This window comes from Acidisphaera sp. S103 (genome assembly GCF_009765975.1).
Lineage (GTDB): Bacteria > Pseudomonadota > Alphaproteobacteria > Acetobacterales > Acetobacteraceae > Rhodopila.
On the sequence record NZ_LMUJ01000054.1, the window covers coordinates 123,456 to 139,399 of the forward strand.

A 15,944-nucleotide genomic window follows, 5' to 3' on the forward strand; every position below is an offset into this window, starting at 1 on the left:
ATGGGCGCGGCCGTTCTGATGTTGCGGGAGTTCCCGCCTTCTGAGTCCACCGCGGCGACACCTGGTCTGGCCGTGTTGATGCTGCTACCGGCGTTTCTGATCCTGGTCTGCGAACGGTTGGTCGTTGCGGAACCGGTCGATCGTCTGCCGGAGACCGTTCGGCTTGCCGCGCTGTTGCGGATCCCGGCGTTTACGTTGGTGCTACTTGCGGCGCTCGCGGCTGCTGCGAGTTTTGGGTGGGGCCTCGGCGTCTGGCCCGTGGTCGTGGTGCGTTTGTTGTTGCTGGCTGTGGCTGCGGAATTGGCCATGCGTGCCGTGGCGGTATGGTTTCTTCCGTTACCAGCGCCGGAGGTAGCCCGAGCGGCGGTTGGTAGTGCGGTGGCGGGGTTGTTGCAGCCGGGGGCGCTGCGTCCGGCGGCGCTTGCGCAACGAATGCGGGCACAACTTGGTATCGATGTCACCCAAAGCTGGGCGGTGGGCTATGTCCGAACGGCGCTGCCGCCGGTACTGCTGGGGCTGCTGGTGCTGGCTTGGGGGCTGACCGGGGTGACTCGCATCGGGGTTGCGGAACGCGGCGTGTATGAGCGCTTCGGTGCGCCCGTTGCCGTGGTGCCGCCGGGTTTGCATGTGCTGTTGCCGTGGCCGTTCGGCCGGGTTCGGCGGGTCGAATTCGGCGTGGTGCATGCGGTGGCGATTGGTTCCGAAGCGGGTGGGACGAAGCTGGCTGTGGACATCTCGACGGCCGACGGGCCGCCGCCACTCAGCGCCAACCGGCTGTGGGATGAACAGTCGGGCACCGACAGTGCCTATCTCATTGCCAGCCGGGGTGGTGGACAGCAGAGTTTTGAAACTGTCAGTGCCAATATCCGTGTGCTTTATCGAATCGGTCTCGATGATGAGTCGGCGCGGCGGGCGCTGTATGGGCTGGTTGCACCGGAAACGCTGGTGCGGTCGTTGGCGGATCGGTTGCTGGCGCGGTTCTTTGTCGATCGCACGCTCGATCAGGTGCTCGGTGCGCGGCGGGAGCAGGTGGCGGACGATCTACGTGCGTCGTTGCAGGCGGAACTTGATGCGCGGCTCAGCGGCGTGGACGTGGTGGCTGTCATTGTGGAGTCGATCCATCCGCCCAGCGGCGCGGCCATGGCGTATCGCGGCGTGCAGGCCGCACAGATCATCGCGTCGACGCGCAGCGCGGAGGAAACCGGGCGGGCGTTCGGCAGCCTGAGTGTCGCGGCGCGGGATGCGCACAACCTGAACGACGACGCACAGGCGCTGGCCGCCGAACTGGTCGGTTCGGCTCGGTCGGACCGGTGGCAGGCGGATGCCGACACGCTGGCCTATCGCGACGGCGGGCATGCTTTCCTGCTGGAACGCTATTTTGCGAATCTTCGCGGCGCCCTGGGCCATGATGCCGGGCTGGAGATCATTGACAACCGCCTCGATCGTTCGGAGGCACCAATGATCGACCTGCGTCCGCCCGCCACCGCGGCCGAATCCAACGCGATGCCGGACGCCGGGCAGGGGAACAGCGATCGATGAACGAGGGAATGGGCATATGAGCGGGCACGATATCGCCGTCGACGAACCGCGCGCCGGGACCGGGCAAAGCCGGACCAGGCGGATGGCGCGGTTTGTCGTGGCCGCGGCGATTCTGGTCGGTGCGGCGGCGGCCTCGGCGCAGGTGATGGTGGCGGCGGGGCAGGCTATCGTGATCACGCGCTTCGGCAACCCGCTGCGTGTGCTGACGCAACCCGGTCTGGCCTGGAAGCTGCCGGCGCCGATCGAAAATACGCTGCCGGTCGATCTTCGGCTGCGCACGACGTCGAGCGGATTGCAGGATGTGGGCACTCGGGACGGTTTGCGGGTGCTGGTGCAGGCGTTCCTGGCATGGCGCGTGCCGCCCGACGCCGAACATATTCGTCAGTTCATTCGCGCCGCCGGCAACGATCCGGATGAGGCGGCGCGGCAGTTGCGCAGCTTCGTCGGGTCGGCGTTGCAGACGACGGCGAGCAATTTCGATCTCGCCGACCTGGTGAATACCGATCCGTCGAAGGTGCGTCTGGCGGCGTTCGAGCAGCAGTTGCGCCAGGCGGTCGCGCGGCAGGTGCTCGATATCTATGGCGTGGATGTCCAGCAGGTGGGTGTGGAGCGGATCAGCCTGCCGTCGGAAACTTTGGCCGCCACGGTGGCGCGGATGCGGGCGGAGCGGGAGACGGTGGCGGCGGAACGAACCGCCGAAGGGTTGCGTGCCGCGGCGGCTATTCGTTCCGACGCCGCGCGCGATGCGCGTGTGACCATTGCCAAAGCGAAGGCCGATGCGGCGTCGATCGAGGCTCGTTCTCGGCAGGAGGCGGCGCGTATTTACGCAGGTAGCTACGAGCGTGATCCGCAGTTGTATTTGCTGCTGCGGTCGCTCGATACGGTTGGGGAGGTTGTGGGGCCGCACACGAGGCTGATCCTGCGGACTGATGCGGCGCCGTTCGATGTCCTGGTGCAGGGGCCGCCGGGTACCGCTGCCAAGGTCTTGCCTGCGCCGGCCCCGCCGGCATCCGGCGCCACTCAGCCGCCGGTCGTCGGGCTGTTGGGACCGGGCGGGCCGGGGGTCGATCGATGAGTGCCGCCGATCCGGCGATGCGGGGGCCGTTGGCGTCCTCGGTCCGGCTGGGTTTCCTGATGTTATATGTGGCGGTGCTACTGCTTGGGGCGGGTTGGGCGTCGGGGAATCTGCGGCAGGTCCCGCCGGATAGCAGGGCGGTGGTGTTGCGGTTCGGGCGGGTGAACCGGGTGCGGGAATCCGGGCTGCTGCTGGCCTGGCCGCCGCCAATCGAGCAGGTGCGGCTGCTGCCTGCTCCGGACCGGCAGATCGAATACAAGGTGGTGGGGCAGCAGACCGGCTTCCAATCGGACGAAACCGACATGCAGTTGGCGCCGAATGACGACGTGATCCACCTGCAGGGCGATCGGGATTTGAACAATGCCACCTATCTGCTGACCGGTGACGGCAATGTCGTAAGGCTGGATGCGACGTTGTTTTTTACCATCACCGATCCCACCGCCTATCTGCTGGCGGAAGATCATGTGCGGCCGGCGCTGAACCGGCTGTATCTGGCGAGTGCGGTGGCGCTGGCGGCGTCACGCAGCCTGGATGACTTTTTGGTCGCCCGGCCCGATCAGGACAAGCGGGTGCCCGGGGAAACCAGTCCGGAGGCGGCGGCGACACTCGCCCAGCGGCGGCAGGCCTTGCGTGGCGATCTGGTGGCCGCGATCAACCGCCGGATCGAGGCGTTGCGGCGGTCGGGGATGGATCTGGGTATTTCGGTGGGCCGGGTGGATGTGGTGGCTTTGCTGCCGCCGATCGCGAAGGCTGCGTTCGATGCGGTGCTGACCGCCGCGCAGATCGCCGATCAGGGTGTGGCGGCTGCGCGCACCGATGCCGCGCGTATCACTCAGGAAGCGGATCGTGAGCACGATCGGTTGTTGACCGAGGCGAGCGCGGCGGCGGAGGAGCGTTTGCGTACGGCATCGGCCGATACCGCGCGTATCGATGCGCTGGCTGAACAGGAGACGCCAGCCAATCGCGATGCGCTGCTGACGCATGCGTATCAGACTCAGATCGCGGCGATCCTGCGGCATGCCGGGGCGGTGACGGCCGTGGATACGCGGGGTGGGCAGCAATTGGTGTTGCCGGGGCCGATGCCATGAACGGAACGCCGCTGCTGAGTTTGGGGGAACGGTGGTCGCTGGCCCTTCGCCTCACGCTATCGATGATCGCGGCTGGGCTGCTGGTGATTGCCTTGCTGTGGCGCGCGGCTGTTCCGGATGAGCAGGGGGTTGCGGATCTGGTGGCCGGCGCGGCGGCGTTGCTGGTCGCGGTGCCTGTCCTGTCGGCCGCCTGGGCCAGTCTAAGGCACCCCAGCCTGCATGGGATCAGCGACCAGCTTGTTGCGCTCGCGCTTGTCGCGTGCTGGGCGACGGGCGACCTGATGACGGCGGCGGTGCTGCCCATCGTGATGATCGTCGGCCATGTGCTGGAGGAGCGCAGCCTGCTGGGGTCGCGCGAGGCGATCGATGCGTTGGGGCGGCTGGTGCAGAGCGTTTCTGTGCGCGTTTCGGATGGCGGCGCGCGGGAAGAGGTGCCGACCCAGGCTCTGCGGGTGGGTGATTGCATCGCCTTGCAGGCCGGCGACCGGGTTCCGGTGGACGGCGTCATCCGGCAGGGCGCGGCGAGTATCGACACCGCCTCACTGACCGGGGAGTCGGTGCCGGTGGACATGGCGGAAGGCGACGCCGTGCTGGCTGGGTCGATCAACCTGGATGGCGTGCTGGTGGTGGAGGTCACTCGCATCGGCGGCGAGACGACGTTGGGAAAAATCGTCGCGCTGATGCACCAGGCGGAGGCGGCCAAGCCGCCGGTCACGCGGCTGCTGGAGGCGTATGCGGGACACTATATGGTGCTGATCCTGCTGGTAGCGGCCGGGGTGTGGTTCGCGACGGGTGATAGCGCGGCGATGCTGGCCGTGATTGTGGCATCCTGTCCTTGCGCGCTGGTGCTGGCCGCGCCGGCCACGGCGATCGCCGCCATCGTCGTTGCCGCTCGGCATGGCATTCTGATCAAGGGGTCGGCGTTCCTGGAGCAGGTTTCCGAGGTGACGTCCCTGGTGCTCGACAAGACGGGCACGGTGACGACCGGTGTGCTGACCCTGGTTGGCATCGATCCGGCGCCGGGCGTGCCGGAGTCGACTCTGCTGGGTCTGGCGGCATCGTTGGGGTCGGCCAGCACCCATCCGGTCAGTCGAGCGGTCGCCGGCTTGGCACCGGACGCGGGTCGCCCTGTGTTGAGCGACGTGCGGGAAGAGCGCGGCCTGGGGATGCGGGCACAGTGTGGCGGGATGCGCGTGGCGATGGGCCGGCCGGCACTGCTGGCCTCACTGGGGGCTGAGCCTACGCAGGCACCGGTGCATGATGGGCCGATGGTGGGGGTGTGCGAGGAGGACCGGTTCCTGGGGTGGCTGCGGTTGGCGGACCAGCCTCGGGCGGAGGCGCGGTCGGCGTTGGAGGCGTTGCGCGATCTGGGGTTGCGCCGGCAGGTGCTGCTGACCGGCGACCGGGAAACGGTGGCTCGGGCGGTCGGTGGAACGCTGGGGATTGATGATATCTGTGCCGAGGCGCTTCCCGAGGAGAAGATGCAGCGGGTCCTGGAAGAGGTTCGGCTGGGCTTCCGGCCCATGGTGGTGGGGGACGGGATCAACGACAGCCTGGCGCTGAAGGCCGGGGCGGTTGGCGTCGCGATGGGGGCGCAGGGGACGGATGTGGCGCTGGCCTCGGCCGATCTGGTGCTGATTACCAGTGACCTGCGGCGGCTGGCCACCTGCATCCGGCTGAGCCGGCGGTGCCGGCGGACGATCCATGTGAACGTCGCGTTGGGGTTGGGCTGGACGGTCGCGCTGGTGGTGCTGGCGGCGTGCGGCCTGCTGGGGCCGGAGGGTGCGATCGTGGCGGCGGTGGTGCACAATCTCAGCACATTGGCGGGGATGGCGAATTCCGGGCGGCTGCTGCTGTTCGATGAGACGGACGCGGGACGGCGGGCCAGAGGCCTGTCGCCCGTCCGGGTCGCGCAACGCCCGATCGTACCGGTTGGGTCATGAAGGGGCTGGTTGCCCTGGGTGCCGTGTTGTTGGGTCTGTTGGCCTGGGAGAGCCTGCCGGCATCCGATCGTCCGGTTGCCATGCCGCCGCTTCAGGCGCCGGTGGCCAATGCGGTCCCGCCGGACGCGCCCCCGATTGCCAAATGGGTCGAGGTGGTGGAAGCAAGGCCGCTGTTTGCCCGCGATCGCCGGGCACAACCACGGGCGGCGGCTTCGGCGAAAGCGTCCGAACCACGCGACACACTGCCTCGGCTGGCCGGCACGGTGCGTTCGGAGGACAGTTTGGTGGCTATTTTCGCTCCAGTTTCGGCGACCGGCACCGCCGCCCCAAAAGACGGCGGTATGCCCGACGCCATACCCAAGCCGATTGTCGTCGGCCGTGACGGGATCGTCGCGGGGTGGACGGTCATTGCCATCTCCGATGGAGCAGTCACCCTGGAACGCGACGGGCGCACGTCGACGCTGGGTCTGACCTACGCCAATGGCCCGGTCGCACCGCGAGTCGAGGTGCCGGCAACCGTCGTGGTGCTGCACGAACGGCGCTCCAACCCATTTCTGCAACCATGAACGAGATGTCCGCCCGTCTGCCAGAAGGCCGGCGTGGGCAGCTTGTCGCGCTGGCTGTGCTGTTGGTCACGTTGGGTGTGTTGTGGGTCGCCGTGGCGTCCCCGCTGCTCGATTGGTACGCGGAACGGGCGGATCGATTGGCGGAGCGGCGGCAGGTGCTGGCGCATATGACCCAGATCGCCGGCGCACTGCCGACGTTGCGGCAGGAAGCCCGGAAAGAGGTATCCGGCGCGCCGCCCGCGACGGCGCTGCTGAGTGGTACCACCGACGCGATTGCCGGTGCCGGATTGCAAGGCGCCGTTCAGGACATGGTCACCGCGGCGGGAGCGACGCTGGTGAGTTCCGAGGCACTGCCCGGTGAGCAGCAGGGCGGCTTCCGTCGCATCGGGCTGCGCGTAGCGGTCAATGGCGACTGGCCGGAACTGGTCGCGATCTTGCGGGCGGTGGAGGAAAGTCCACTTCGACTGCTGGTCGACGATCTAGAACTGCATGCAACAGCGCAGATCGAAAAGACCGGCACGGCACCCATCGCGGCAAATTTCGTCGTGCGGGGTTTCCGGTCCGGGACGGAAACCCAGCCGTCGGAGGCACCGCGATAGCGACGGTTACGTTCCACGCTACGCCAGGGGGACGTACTCGGCGGATGACAGGTGCGGCGCTCGCACGCCGCGTCGCCGCCAAGGACATTCCTGTCCTCATCGCCAGCGCCCGCGGACCGGAAACGCTGGGCCGGCGATACCGGCGGCGATCGTTCCGCCTCGGCCCTCAGGCCGGCGTCAAATGCTTTATCCGCGGCGCCACCTCTTGCGCGAGCAGTCGCAGCGAATTGTGCCAGGCCTCCGGATTGTCCGCGTAGTCGAACCCGAACACCAGCAGACTGCCAAATCCGCCGACATCCCGATAAACCCGCTCCAGCTTCTCGGCCACAGTCGCCGGCGAGCCGACCAGCCAGTTGTGCCGGGCGCAATACTCCGGCGTAACATCCGAATCCGGCACTGACGGATCGTGTTTGAGGTATTCCAGGAACCCGAAATTCCCCAGCAATGGCAGGAAGTACTCCCGCATCATCCGCCCCATCATGCCGCCGACGGACAATCGCTGCGCCTCTTCATCCGTCTCGGCGACGAATACCTCCCGCACCATCCGCCAGTCCCGCCGGTGCGGCGTCCGGCCGGTTCGTTTCGCGCCTTCCTCGACCGCCGCCCAATGCGTCGCGACATACGCCGGGTTGAGGTTCAGGCTCAGCGGCAGGAAGCCATGCTCCCCCGCCATCTTCAACGTGTCGGAGTTCTTCGACAGACCGGCCACGCCGATCGGCGGATGCGGCTTCTGCAACGGCTTGATGTGGGGCTTCAGAAAGCCGAACATGGTTTCGGGTTTGTCGACGTTCCAGTACTTGCCGCGGAACTGAAACGATGGTTCGTCGCTCCACATACGCAGGATGATATCCAGCGCTTCCCGGGTCATTTCCCGGTTCGCCCCCGACATCCCGTCCACATTGAACATCGCCCAGTCGCTCGGCAGGCCCGACGCCGCGACGCCGAACATCAACCGGCCCTCGGACAGATGGTCCAGCATGGCCACACGGTTCGCCAACTCCGCCGGGTGATGGTACGGCAGCAGGAAGCCGCCTGGCCCGATGCGCAGCCGTTTCGTCTGCAACAGCGCCTGGGCGACCAGCAGATCGGGTGACGGATGCGGTTCCCACGGCGCGGTGTGGTGCTCGCCGATCCACGCTTCTGAATATCCCAACTCATCCAGCCAGCGCAGCGTCTGCAAATCCCAGTCGTGGCCTGCCTTCAAGCCGCGCTCCGGCGGGTGCGACGGCATCGAGAAATACCCAAGTTCCATGGCAATCCTCCTGTCCTGGCGCGCTCTATGGCGCTCGCGGAAGCCAACAGACCACAACGCTGTCGAAGGTCAAGTGAACTGGACGCGGTCCGGGGCTTGCTCTCGCCTCGCCGCTCCCGTTGAATGCCGCCGGCAAACCCAACACGCATATGGAGGAAACCGCCGGTGGCAAATCTCGCGGGGAAGATCGCCTGGGTCACCGGTGCCGGCAGCGGCATAGGGGAAGCTGCCGCCCTGGCGCTGGCCGAGGATGGCGCGACGGTAATCCTGACTGGCCGCACACGCGACAAGCTGGAAAACACAGCGCGGCGCATCCACAACTCGGGGCAGGCGCATGTGCAGCCTGCCGACCTGACGGACAAGGAACAGGTGCGACGGGTGGGCGCCTACATCAAGGCGACGTTCGACCGGCTGGATATCCTGGTGAACAACGCCGGCGTGAACATCCTGGACCGGCACTGGGACAAGCTGACGCCGGAGAGCATCGACACCATGGTGCAAGGCAACCTGACCGCCGCGCTGTATTGCGTCACGGTGGCGTTGCCGTTCATGCGCGCGCAACAGGACGGCCTGATCATTCACACAGCATCGATGGCGGGACGGTTCATCGGCGGTGTCGCCGGTCCCATCTATGTCACCGCCAAGCACGGCATCGTGGCCATGAGCCATGGATTGAACATGGAGGAATGCGTCAACGGCATCCGCTCGACGGTTTTCCTGCCGGGGGAAGTCGCCACGCCGATCCTCGATCAGCGGCCCAACCCGGTCGGCCCCGAGGTGCGCGCCAAGATGGTGCAACCGGCGGACTGCGGCGACCTGATCCGTTACATCGCCAATCTGCCGAAGCATGTGGTGATGAATGAGGTCCATCTGGCGCCGACGCACAACCGCGGCTACATCGCCAACCTGCAGCGGCGGCTCTGAAGCCGCTCCAGCGTGCCAGGCGATAGGCCCTCGATCTGGACGGTCGACGGGGTGCAGCTAAACTGAAGGGTCCGGCCGCGAACATGCGTCCAGCGCGGCCTGCAGCATCCACGCCGCCGCCGCCCGGTCCACCGCCTCGGCCCGTTTGGCGCGCGTCAGGTCCGCTTCACCGATCAGGAACCGGTTGACGGCGGCGCTGGACAGCCGTTCATCCCACAACGCCGCCGGCAACCCGGTGGCGTCCGACAGCGCGTGCGCCCAATCCCGAGCGGCTTGGGCGGCTGCGCCGGCGGTGCCGTCCATGGACAGCGGCAGCCCGATCACCAGCCCGTAGGCACCTTCGCGCAACGCGACCGCCGCGATTTCGGTGGCGTTCGCCGTCAGCTTTCCCCGCTTCAGGCTGCCATACGGGGACGCCAGCGTCCGCCGCACGTCCGACAGCGCCAGCCCGATCGTCTTCGTGCCGGGATCGATGCCGATCACACGCTGGTCGCGCCCCAGCGACGCCAGCAAATCCCTCAGGTTGAACAGTGCCATGGGCGTCGTTATGATCCCGCCCCCTCCTCCAACCAAGGTTTTTCGCCCTTATGTCGCTCGATCCCGCGACCATCCGCCGCATTGCCTCGCTCGCCCGCATTCGCGTGGAGGAGGACGAGGTCGAGCCGCTGTGCCATGAACTGAACGGTATCCTGGGCTGGATCGAGCAGTTGAATGAGGTCGATGTTTCGGGCGTCGCGCCGCTGAACGGGGCGGTCAACATGGCGATGGCGATGCGCGCCGACGTGGTGACTGACGGCGGTTACCCGGAGAAGGTGCTGGTCAACGCCCCCGAACGGATTGGCGATTTCTATGCCGTGCCGAAAGTTGTGGAGTGATGCTGACCGACCTGACCATCGCGCAGGCGCGTGACGGGCTGCGGGCGAAGGCGTTCTCCGCCGTCGACCTGACCATGGCGCATCTGCACGCGATCGAGGCCCTGAACCCGCGGCTGAACGCCTACATCACCGTCAGCCACGCACGGGCCGTGGACCAGGCCCGAGCCGCCGACGCAGCACTGGCCGCGGGCGATGCACGGCCCCTGACCGGTGTCCCGCTGGCGATCAAGGACCTGTTCTGCACCGAAGGCGTCCGCACGACGGCGGGCAGCAAGATCCTCGGCCCGTTCGTGCCGCCGTATGAGAGCACGGTCACCGCCAACCTGCTGCGCGACGGTGCCGTGTTCCTCGGTAAGACGAACATGGATGAGTTCGCGATGGGCTCATCCAACATGACGTCCGCCTATGGCCCGGTGGAGAACCCCTGGAAGCGCAAACAGGACAACACCGCCGTGCTGGTGCCGGGCGGGTCGTCCGGCGGATCGGCGGCGGCCGTCGCAGCGCGGTTGGCGATGGGCGCCACCGGCACCGATACCGGCGGCTCGATCCGTCAGCCGGCGTCGTTCTGCGGGTTGGTGGGCGTCAAGCCGACCTATGGGCGATGCTCCCGCTGGGGCGTGGTGGCATTTGCGTCCTCGTTGGACCATCCGGGTCCGTTCGCCCGCACCGTTCAGGACAGTGCCATCCTGCTGGGTTCCATGGCCGGCCACGACCCGAAGGATTCCACCAGCGCCCCGGTGCCGGTGCCGGATTTCGAGGCGGCCTGCGCCCGAGGCGTCAAAGGCCTGCGGATCGGCGTGCCGCGCGAATACCACGCCGACGGGATGCCGACGGAAATCGACGCGCTATGGCAGCAGGGTATCGGCTGGTTGCGCGAGGCGGGGGCCGAGATCGTTGATGTCTCACTGCCGCACACCAAATATGGCTTGGCCACCTATTACATCGTTGCCCCGGCCGAGGCGTCGTCGAATCTTTCGCGCTATGACGGCGTGCGCTTCGGATCGCGGCGGAACGGCGAAGATTTGCGCGACCTGTACGAACGCACCCGTGCCGAGGGCTTCGGCCCGGAAGTCCGCCGTCGCGTGCTGATCGGCACCTACGTGCTGTCCGCAGGCTACTACGATGCCTATTACCTGCGCGCGCAGAAAATCCGTTCGTTGATCCTGAAGGATTTCACCGACGCTTTTGCGAAGGTGGACGCGTTGCTTACGACCACGGCCCCGACGGCTCCGTTCGCGCAGGGCGAAAACATGGACGATCCGGTCAAGATGTATCTGAACGACTTGTTCACGGTGCCATCAAACCTGGCCGGGGTGCCGGCAGCATCGATCCCGGCGGGATTGGATGCGAACGGTCTGCCTGTCGGGCTGCAGGTTATCGGTAAGCCATTTGACGAGGAAACCGTCTTCGCGGTCGCGGCCGTGATAGAGCAGGCGGCTGGCTTCACAGCATTGCCGTCGCTCAGGGCAGGAGGTTAACATGGCCATCGATCTCGACTCGAAAGCGACCAAGGATCTTGAAACGATCGTCGCGAACTGCGTGCGCCTGAATCGAACGTCCGATCCGGTCTTCGCCGCTGCCACCAAAATTCTGGAGACACGGCGCACCGGCGAATACAACATGGAAAAGACCATCGCGGCCATTCGCAAGCAGGGGCGCGTGCGTAGTTTTCTGTCCTACAAGGATATCGCCGATGCCAGTGGCCTGAACTGGGTAAAAACGCGCCGTGGTGTCGGCCCGCATCTGGATGCGCTCAGTCATTATGCAGTCGAACAAGGGTGGCCGAACCTGACGTCGATTGTCGTTAACAAGGACAAGGTCGAGACAGGTGAGATGACCGAGGACAACCTGAAAGGCTTCCTCGAAGGCGTGCGGAACGCCGGACAGGATGTCGATATCGAAGACGTCGCCTTCATGAAGCGCGAACAGCAGCGCGTGTTCGCCTGGTGCCGAGAGGAACACTGAACCGTGGCCTACGCGATTGAAGGCAGCACTGGACCGTGGGAGGTCGTGGTCGGCCTGGAGGTCCACGCCCAGGTGGTCAGCAACGCCAAGCTGTTCAGCGGCGCGGCGACGGCGTTCGGCGCCGAACCGAACAGCCAGGTCAGCTTCGTCGATGCCGCCTTTCCCGGCATGCTGCCGGTCATTAATGCCGAATGCGTGGCACAGGCGGTCCGCACCGGTCTCGGGTTGAACGCACGCATCAACACCGTCAGCCGTTTCGACCGGAAGAACTATTTCTATGCCGATTTGCCGGCTGGCTATCAAATCAGCCAGTTCGAGCACCCCATCGTCGGCACCGGCGAAATAGAAGTTGAGCTGGCTGACGGCTCCACCAAGGCGATCGGCATCACCCGGCTGCATCTGGAGCAGGATGCGGGGAAGTCGCTGCACGACCAGCACCCCACCAAATCGCTGATCGACCTGAACCGTGCCGGTGTGGCGCTGATGGAAATCGTCTCCGAACCCGATATTCGCAGTCCGGAAGAAGCCGGCGCCTATGTACGGAAATTGCGGTCGATCCTCCGCTACCTGGGCACCTGCGACGGAAACATGGAGGAAGGCTCCATGCGCGCCGACGTCAACGTCTCCGTTCGCAAGCACGGCGAACCCTACCGCACCCGCTGCGAGGTGAAGAACGTCAACTCCATCCGCTTCGTCATGCAGGCGGTCGAGGCCGAGGCCGCGCGTCAGGTCGAAGTTTGGGAAGCAGGCGGCACGGTCACCCAGGAAACCCGCCTGTTCGACAGCAACCGCGGCATCACGCGGTCGATGCGGTCGAAAGAGGATGCCCATGATTATCGTTATTTCCCCGACCCGGATCTGTTGCCCCTGGTGCTGGAGGAAGACTGGATCGCATCCTTGAAGGCCGCCCTGCCGGAACTGCCTGACGCCAAGCGCGCTCGGTTTATACAATCGTATGGACTGACGCCGTACGATGCCGCGGTTCTGGTGGCGGAGAAAGCCACTGCGCAGTTCTACGAGGTTGTCGCCAAAGGTCGCGATCCCAAAATCGCCGCCAACTGGATCACCGGTGATTTCTTTGCCGCGATGAATCGCCTTGGCCGTTCGATCGAGGATCCGCCTGTCACCGCCGGACAACTCGGTGGCCTGCTGGATCTGATGGCGGACAACACCATCAATGGCCGCATCGCCAAGGATGTGTTCGAGGCGATGGTGGAAACCGGCAAGGACGCCGCCGCGATCGTGGACGAGAAAGGCTTGCGCCAGGTCACCGATACCGGTGCGATCGACGACGCGGTGGAGCGCATTTTGGCGGCAAATCCGGACAAGGTGGCGGAATACCGGTCGGGCAAGGATAAACTGTTCGGTTTCTTCGTTGGTCAGACCATGAAAGCCATGGCGGGGAAGGGAAATCCGGCCTTGATCAACGAAACCCTGAAGCGCCGCCTGGACTCCCGGAAGGAGTAGGCTGGCCGCGATACCTCCTTCGCTGACGGCGGCCGGGACATTCCGGACGCTGTTCTCGTTTAAGGGGGCTTCGTTAACGGACTCTTAACCGAACCGTGCAGACCACGACGGTATCGGCCTCGGCACCGCGATCTCACAGACAGCGGTACGCCATTTCAGTCGCACAAACCCAGCACGCAACGGGCAGAATTGTGCCCATTCCGCACCATTCTACGTCGGATGCCGCATTTTCAGTCGATGGAGAAGCTTGTCCCGCACCCGCATGCCGACTTCGCGTTCGGATTGCGCACCGCGAAGTGACTGCCCATCAGTTCGTCGGTGTAATCCAATTCCGATCCGCTCAGCAGGTCCAGGCTGACGGAGTCAACGACAACCCGAGCAGGGCCGCGCCGTATGATCAGGTCGTCGGGTTGGGTTTGCGGGTCCAGTTCGAAGCGATACTGGAAGCCACTGCATCCACCCGCCAGCACGGCGACACGGAGTGCGGTTTCGGCGGCCTGTTTCGTCTCGGCGACGATCTCGGCGATCCGGGTGGCGGCACGATCGGTAACGGCGAACTGTTCCATGCCAGGTAACATAGGCGCTTCCGCACCGGAATTGAAGTCACCCAATTGAAGCTCGGCGGGGCAGGGTGTATCCGCGTAGGATGTACGTTCGTCCCCCGCCGGCTCGCTACGCCGTGTCCGCCGCCACCGCGCGCGGGCGGCTGTACCACGAACCCGAGGCGGAAACCCGATCCCCCTGGCAGCGCGACCGCGACCGCATCATCCACAGTTCGGCATTTCGAAAACTGCAATACAAGACTCAGGTTTTCGTCAACCATGAAGGCGATTTCTACCGCACCCGGCTGACCCACAGCATTGAGGTCGCCCAGGTCGCCCGCTCCATCGCTCGGGCCCTGGGCCTTGACGAGGACCTGACCGAGGCTCTGGCCCTGGCTCACGATCTGGGCCATCCCCCGTTCGGTCATGCCGGTGAGGAGGCGCTGAACACGGCCATGAAACCGTTCGGCGGCTTCGACCACAACGCCCAGAGCCTGCGAATGGTGACCCTGCTGGAAAGTCGCTACGCCGGTTGGGATGGCCTGAACCTGACCTGGGAAACGCTGGAGGGCCTCGTCAAGCACAACGGCCCGCTGCGCCATCCGGCCGGCTACATCGCCGACTACAATGATCGGTATAGGCTCGACCTGCACACGCAACCCAGCGCCGAGGCTCAGATCGCGGCGATCGCGGATGACGTCGCATACCACTCCCACGATCTGGACGACGGGTTGCGCGCCCGGCTGTTTGCCGTCGACGACCTGAAACATCTGCCCGTGGTCGGCGAGTCCCTGGCCGCCGCGCGGATGTCCAGCCTCGACGTCCCGCCGCCGCGGCTGCGACACGAAACGCTGCGGCGGGTAATCAACGCCATGGTCACCGACCTGATCACCGAGTCCGGGCAGCGGCTGGCGAAACTGGACCCCGAAAGCCCGGATGCGATCCGCCGGCACAAGCAGCGCGTCATCAGCTTCAGTGCCCGGATGGCCGACGCCAACCAGGCGATCAAGGACTTCCTGTTCGCCCGCATGTATCGCCACTGGCGGGTCAACCGCATGTCCGCCAAGGCCAAACGCCTGACCGAGGACCTGTTTCGCCTGCTCCACGCCGATCCCACCCTGCTGCCGGAGGATTGGCGCGCTCGAGCCGGCGAGGGGGGGGTGCAGCGCTCTGCCATCATTGTCGGAGATTATGTGGCGGGAATGACCGATCGGTACGCGATGGATGAACACCGGCGGCTGACGGATATCGGGGTCAACGGGTAGGACAGAAGCCCAAGGTGGCGTCGCCGCCCGCGTTCGGCTGGCGACATCCCGAAATCCCTCCAATTCCCCTACGGTAGCCGGGATGCCAACCGCACCGGCATCGCGCGATACGACGCCAGGGACCGGCCGGGCGGCGCCGCACCGCCAAGCCCCGGCACCAGTGGAATGATGTGCGGAACGTTCGATCGCAGCGGCGAGGATAGCAATGACCGATTGACCCCCGCCGCCCAGCCGCCCGTCAACGCAATGGGCTGCGTCTGCTCGGCCAGCTTCTGCTCCTCCGGCCACGCCGCCGATACCAGCCGCCCATAATCCTCGCCGATCCCCGGCGTGGCGGAGTGATACAGTTCCACCGCCTTCGGCCACGAATTGGTCTTGCCGTACAACTGCACCAGGAATCTGGCGCCATAATCGGCGTTCGCCGCCGGATCGAATGCCTGGTTCAGGTCCGCGAACGCGTTCGGATGCTGTGTCAGGCTGATCTGCATGCATCCGACATCGATCGATTTGGTGACCCGTGGACGCATGATCGTTGCCGCCGCCACGGCCTGCGCCTTGTTGTCGTAGAATGTGCCCTGCCCATCCATGTTGATGGTCCAGGGCCACGGGTTGAACGTGCCGGAACCTTCGTCCCGCCGTCCGCTCTCCACCCGTGCGATCGCTGCCAGCAAATGCGGCGGTATGCCATGCGCCCGCTCCGCCGCCGCGATCGCCTGGCGGCACATCTGGTTGGTGGTCAGCGGCAACGCCGGATTGGGATCCGCCATGACCCGGCAAGGCGCCAGCAAGACCAGCAGGATAAGGATCACGCGCCCGTTCATGGGCTGGCTGTACCAGTCAAAGA

Annotated in this window: 16 protein-coding genes; 12 read left to right on the forward strand and 4 right to left on the reverse strand. The window is 65.8% G+C overall.

Annotation, left to right across the window (positions count from 1 at the left end; translation table 11 throughout):
* The 6 genes from GSQ89_RS16960 to gspM all read left to right on the forward strand — a co-directional run.
* Positions 1-1,539: SPFH domain-containing protein (locus GSQ89_RS16960; protein ID WP_158927300.1), on the forward strand; the 1,539-nt coding region annotated here is incomplete at its 5' end.
* A 16-nt stretch (positions 1,540-1,555) separates the two neighbouring features.
* A complete protein-coding gene (locus GSQ89_RS16965; protein WP_158927302.1) occupies positions 1,556-2,614 on the forward strand; it encodes an SPFH domain-containing protein in 1,059 nt (352 codons plus the stop codon).
* A complete protein-coding gene (locus GSQ89_RS16970; RefSeq protein WP_158927304.1) occupies positions 2,611-3,702 on the forward strand; it encodes an SPFH domain-containing protein in 1,092 nt (363 codons plus the stop codon). Before GSQ89_RS16965 ends, GSQ89_RS16970 begins: the two co-directional genes overlap by 4 nt.
* On the forward strand, positions 3,699-5,645 hold the full coding sequence (locus GSQ89_RS16975) for a heavy metal translocating P-type ATPase (protein WP_158927306.1): 1,947 nt from the start codon (positions 3,699-3,701) through the stop codon (positions 5,643-5,645). The genes GSQ89_RS16970 and GSQ89_RS16975 overlap by 4 nt, the downstream gene beginning before the upstream one ends.
* Positions 5,642-6,211, forward strand: coding sequence for a hypothetical protein (locus GSQ89_RS16980; protein WP_158927308.1), 570 nt, complete (start codon positions 5,642-5,644; stop codon positions 6,209-6,211). Before GSQ89_RS16975 ends, GSQ89_RS16980 begins: the two co-directional genes overlap by 4 nt.
* 5 nt (positions 6,212-6,216) lie before the next feature.
* A complete protein-coding gene (gene gspM, locus GSQ89_RS16985) occupies positions 6,217-6,810 on the forward strand; it encodes a type II secretion system protein GspM (RefSeq protein WP_158927310.1) in 594 nt (197 codons plus the stop codon).
* A 166-nt stretch (positions 6,811-6,976) separates the two neighbouring features.
* Here the strand turns inward: gspM and GSQ89_RS16990 are convergent, their stop codons facing one another.
* Positions 6,977-8,062, reverse strand: coding sequence for an LLM class flavin-dependent oxidoreductase (locus GSQ89_RS16990; RefSeq protein ID WP_158927312.1), 1,086 nt, complete (start codon positions 8,060-8,062; stop codon positions 6,977-6,979).
* Positions 8,063-8,227: 165 nt separating this feature from the next.
* Between GSQ89_RS16990 and GSQ89_RS16995 the strand changes: the two genes are divergently transcribed.
* The gene (locus GSQ89_RS16995; RefSeq protein ID WP_158927314.1) at positions 8,228-8,986 is read left to right on the forward strand and encodes an SDR family oxidoreductase; all 759 of its coding nucleotides are present in this window, start codon (positions 8,228-8,230) and stop codon (positions 8,984-8,986) included.
* A gap of 57 nt (positions 8,987-9,043) precedes the next feature.
* Here the strand turns inward: GSQ89_RS16995 and ruvX are convergent, their stop codons facing one another.
* Complete coding sequence (gene ruvX, locus GSQ89_RS17000; RefSeq protein WP_158927316.1) at positions 9,044-9,523, reverse strand: Holliday junction resolvase RuvX; 480 nt, start codon at positions 9,521-9,523, stop codon at positions 9,044-9,046.
* 50 nt (positions 9,524-9,573) lie between these two features.
* Here ruvX and gatC point away from each other — a divergent pair, with 50 nt between their 5' ends.
* The 4 genes from gatC to gatB are packed head-to-tail and all read left to right on the forward strand — an operon-like array spanning position 9,574 to position 13,293.
* Positions 9,574-9,861, forward strand: coding sequence for an Asp-tRNA(Asn)/Glu-tRNA(Gln) amidotransferase subunit GatC (gene gatC / locus GSQ89_RS17005; protein WP_158927318.1), 288 nt, complete (start codon positions 9,574-9,576; stop codon positions 9,859-9,861).
* Positions 9,861-11,339, forward strand: coding sequence for an Asp-tRNA(Asn)/Glu-tRNA(Gln) amidotransferase subunit GatA (gene gatA, locus GSQ89_RS17010; protein WP_158927320.1), 1,479 nt, complete (start codon positions 9,861-9,863; stop codon positions 11,337-11,339). The genes gatC and gatA overlap by 1 nt, the downstream gene beginning before the upstream one ends.
* A 1-nt stretch (position 11,340) precedes the next feature.
* Complete coding sequence (locus tag GSQ89_RS17015; RefSeq protein WP_158927322.1) at positions 11,341-11,826, forward strand: hypothetical protein; 486 nt, start codon at positions 11,341-11,343, stop codon at positions 11,824-11,826.
* Positions 11,827-11,829: 3 nt separating this feature from the next.
* Positions 11,830-13,293, forward strand: coding sequence for an Asp-tRNA(Asn)/Glu-tRNA(Gln) amidotransferase subunit GatB (gatB, locus tag GSQ89_RS17020; protein WP_158927324.1), 1,464 nt, complete (start codon positions 11,830-11,832; stop codon positions 13,291-13,293).
* A gap of 230 nt (positions 13,294-13,523) precedes the next feature.
* On the opposite strand, the gene erpA is transcribed toward gatB, so the two are convergent.
* Positions 13,524-13,859: an iron-sulfur cluster insertion protein ErpA gene (gene erpA, locus GSQ89_RS17025; protein ID WP_158927326.1), complete on the reverse strand. Its 336-nt coding sequence runs from the start codon at positions 13,857-13,859 to the stop codon at positions 13,524-13,526.
* Positions 13,860-13,939: 80 nt separating this feature from the next.
* Between erpA and GSQ89_RS17030 the strand changes: the two genes are divergently transcribed.
* On the forward strand, positions 13,940-15,100 hold the full coding sequence (locus tag GSQ89_RS17030) for a deoxyguanosinetriphosphate triphosphohydrolase (protein WP_158927327.1): 1,161 nt from the start codon (positions 13,940-13,942) through the stop codon (positions 15,098-15,100).
* Between the two features lie 68 nt (positions 15,101-15,168).
* Here GSQ89_RS17030 and GSQ89_RS17035 read toward each other — a convergent pair whose 3' ends face one another.
* Positions 15,169-15,909, reverse strand: coding sequence for a transglycosylase SLT domain-containing protein (locus GSQ89_RS17035; RefSeq protein WP_158927329.1), 741 nt, complete (start codon positions 15,907-15,909; stop codon positions 15,169-15,171).
* Between the last annotated feature and the right edge of the window lie 35 nt (positions 15,910-15,944).

Bases quoted from the DNA above. Each gene is read 5' to 3' on its own strand.
- GSQ89_RS16980 (WP_158927308.1), top strand. From the start codon at position 5,642: ATGAAGGGGCTGGTTGCCCTGGGTGCCGTGTTGTTGGGTCTGTTGGCC.
- gatA (WP_158927320.1), top strand. From the start codon at position 9,861: ATGCTGACCGACCTGACCATCGCGCAGGCGCGTGACGGGCTGCGGGCG.
- GSQ89_RS17030 (WP_158927327.1), top strand. From the start codon at position 13,940: ATGTACGTTCGTCCCCCGCCGGCTCGCTACGCCGTGTCCGCCGCCACC.
- erpA (WP_158927326.1), bottom strand. From the start codon at position 13,859: ATGGAACAGTTCGCCGTTACCGATCGTGCCGCCACCCGGATCGCCGAG.
- GSQ89_RS16970 (WP_158927304.1), top strand. From the start codon at position 2,611: ATGAGTGCCGCCGATCCGGCGATGCGGGGGCCGTTGGCGTCCTCGGTC.
- GSQ89_RS16975 (WP_158927306.1), top strand. From the start codon at position 3,699: ATGAACGGAACGCCGCTGCTGAGTTTGGGGGAACGGTGGTCGCTGGCC.
- gatC (WP_158927318.1), top strand. From the start codon at position 9,574: ATGTCGCTCGATCCCGCGACCATCCGCCGCATTGCCTCGCTCGCCCGC.
- gspM (WP_158927310.1), top strand. From the start codon at position 6,217: ATGTCCGCCCGTCTGCCAGAAGGCCGGCGTGGGCAGCTTGTCGCGCTG.
- GSQ89_RS16965 (WP_158927302.1), top strand. From the start codon at position 1,556: ATGAGCGGGCACGATATCGCCGTCGACGAACCGCGCGCCGGGACCGGG.
- GSQ89_RS17015 (WP_158927322.1), top strand. From the start codon at position 11,341: ATGGCCATCGATCTCGACTCGAAAGCGACCAAGGATCTTGAAACGATC.
- GSQ89_RS16990 (WP_158927312.1), bottom strand. From the start codon at position 8,062: ATGGAACTTGGGTATTTCTCGATGCCGTCGCACCCGCCGGAGCGCGGC.
- ruvX (WP_158927316.1), bottom strand. From the start codon at position 9,523: ATGGCACTGTTCAACCTGAGGGATTTGCTGGCGTCGCTGGGGCGCGAC.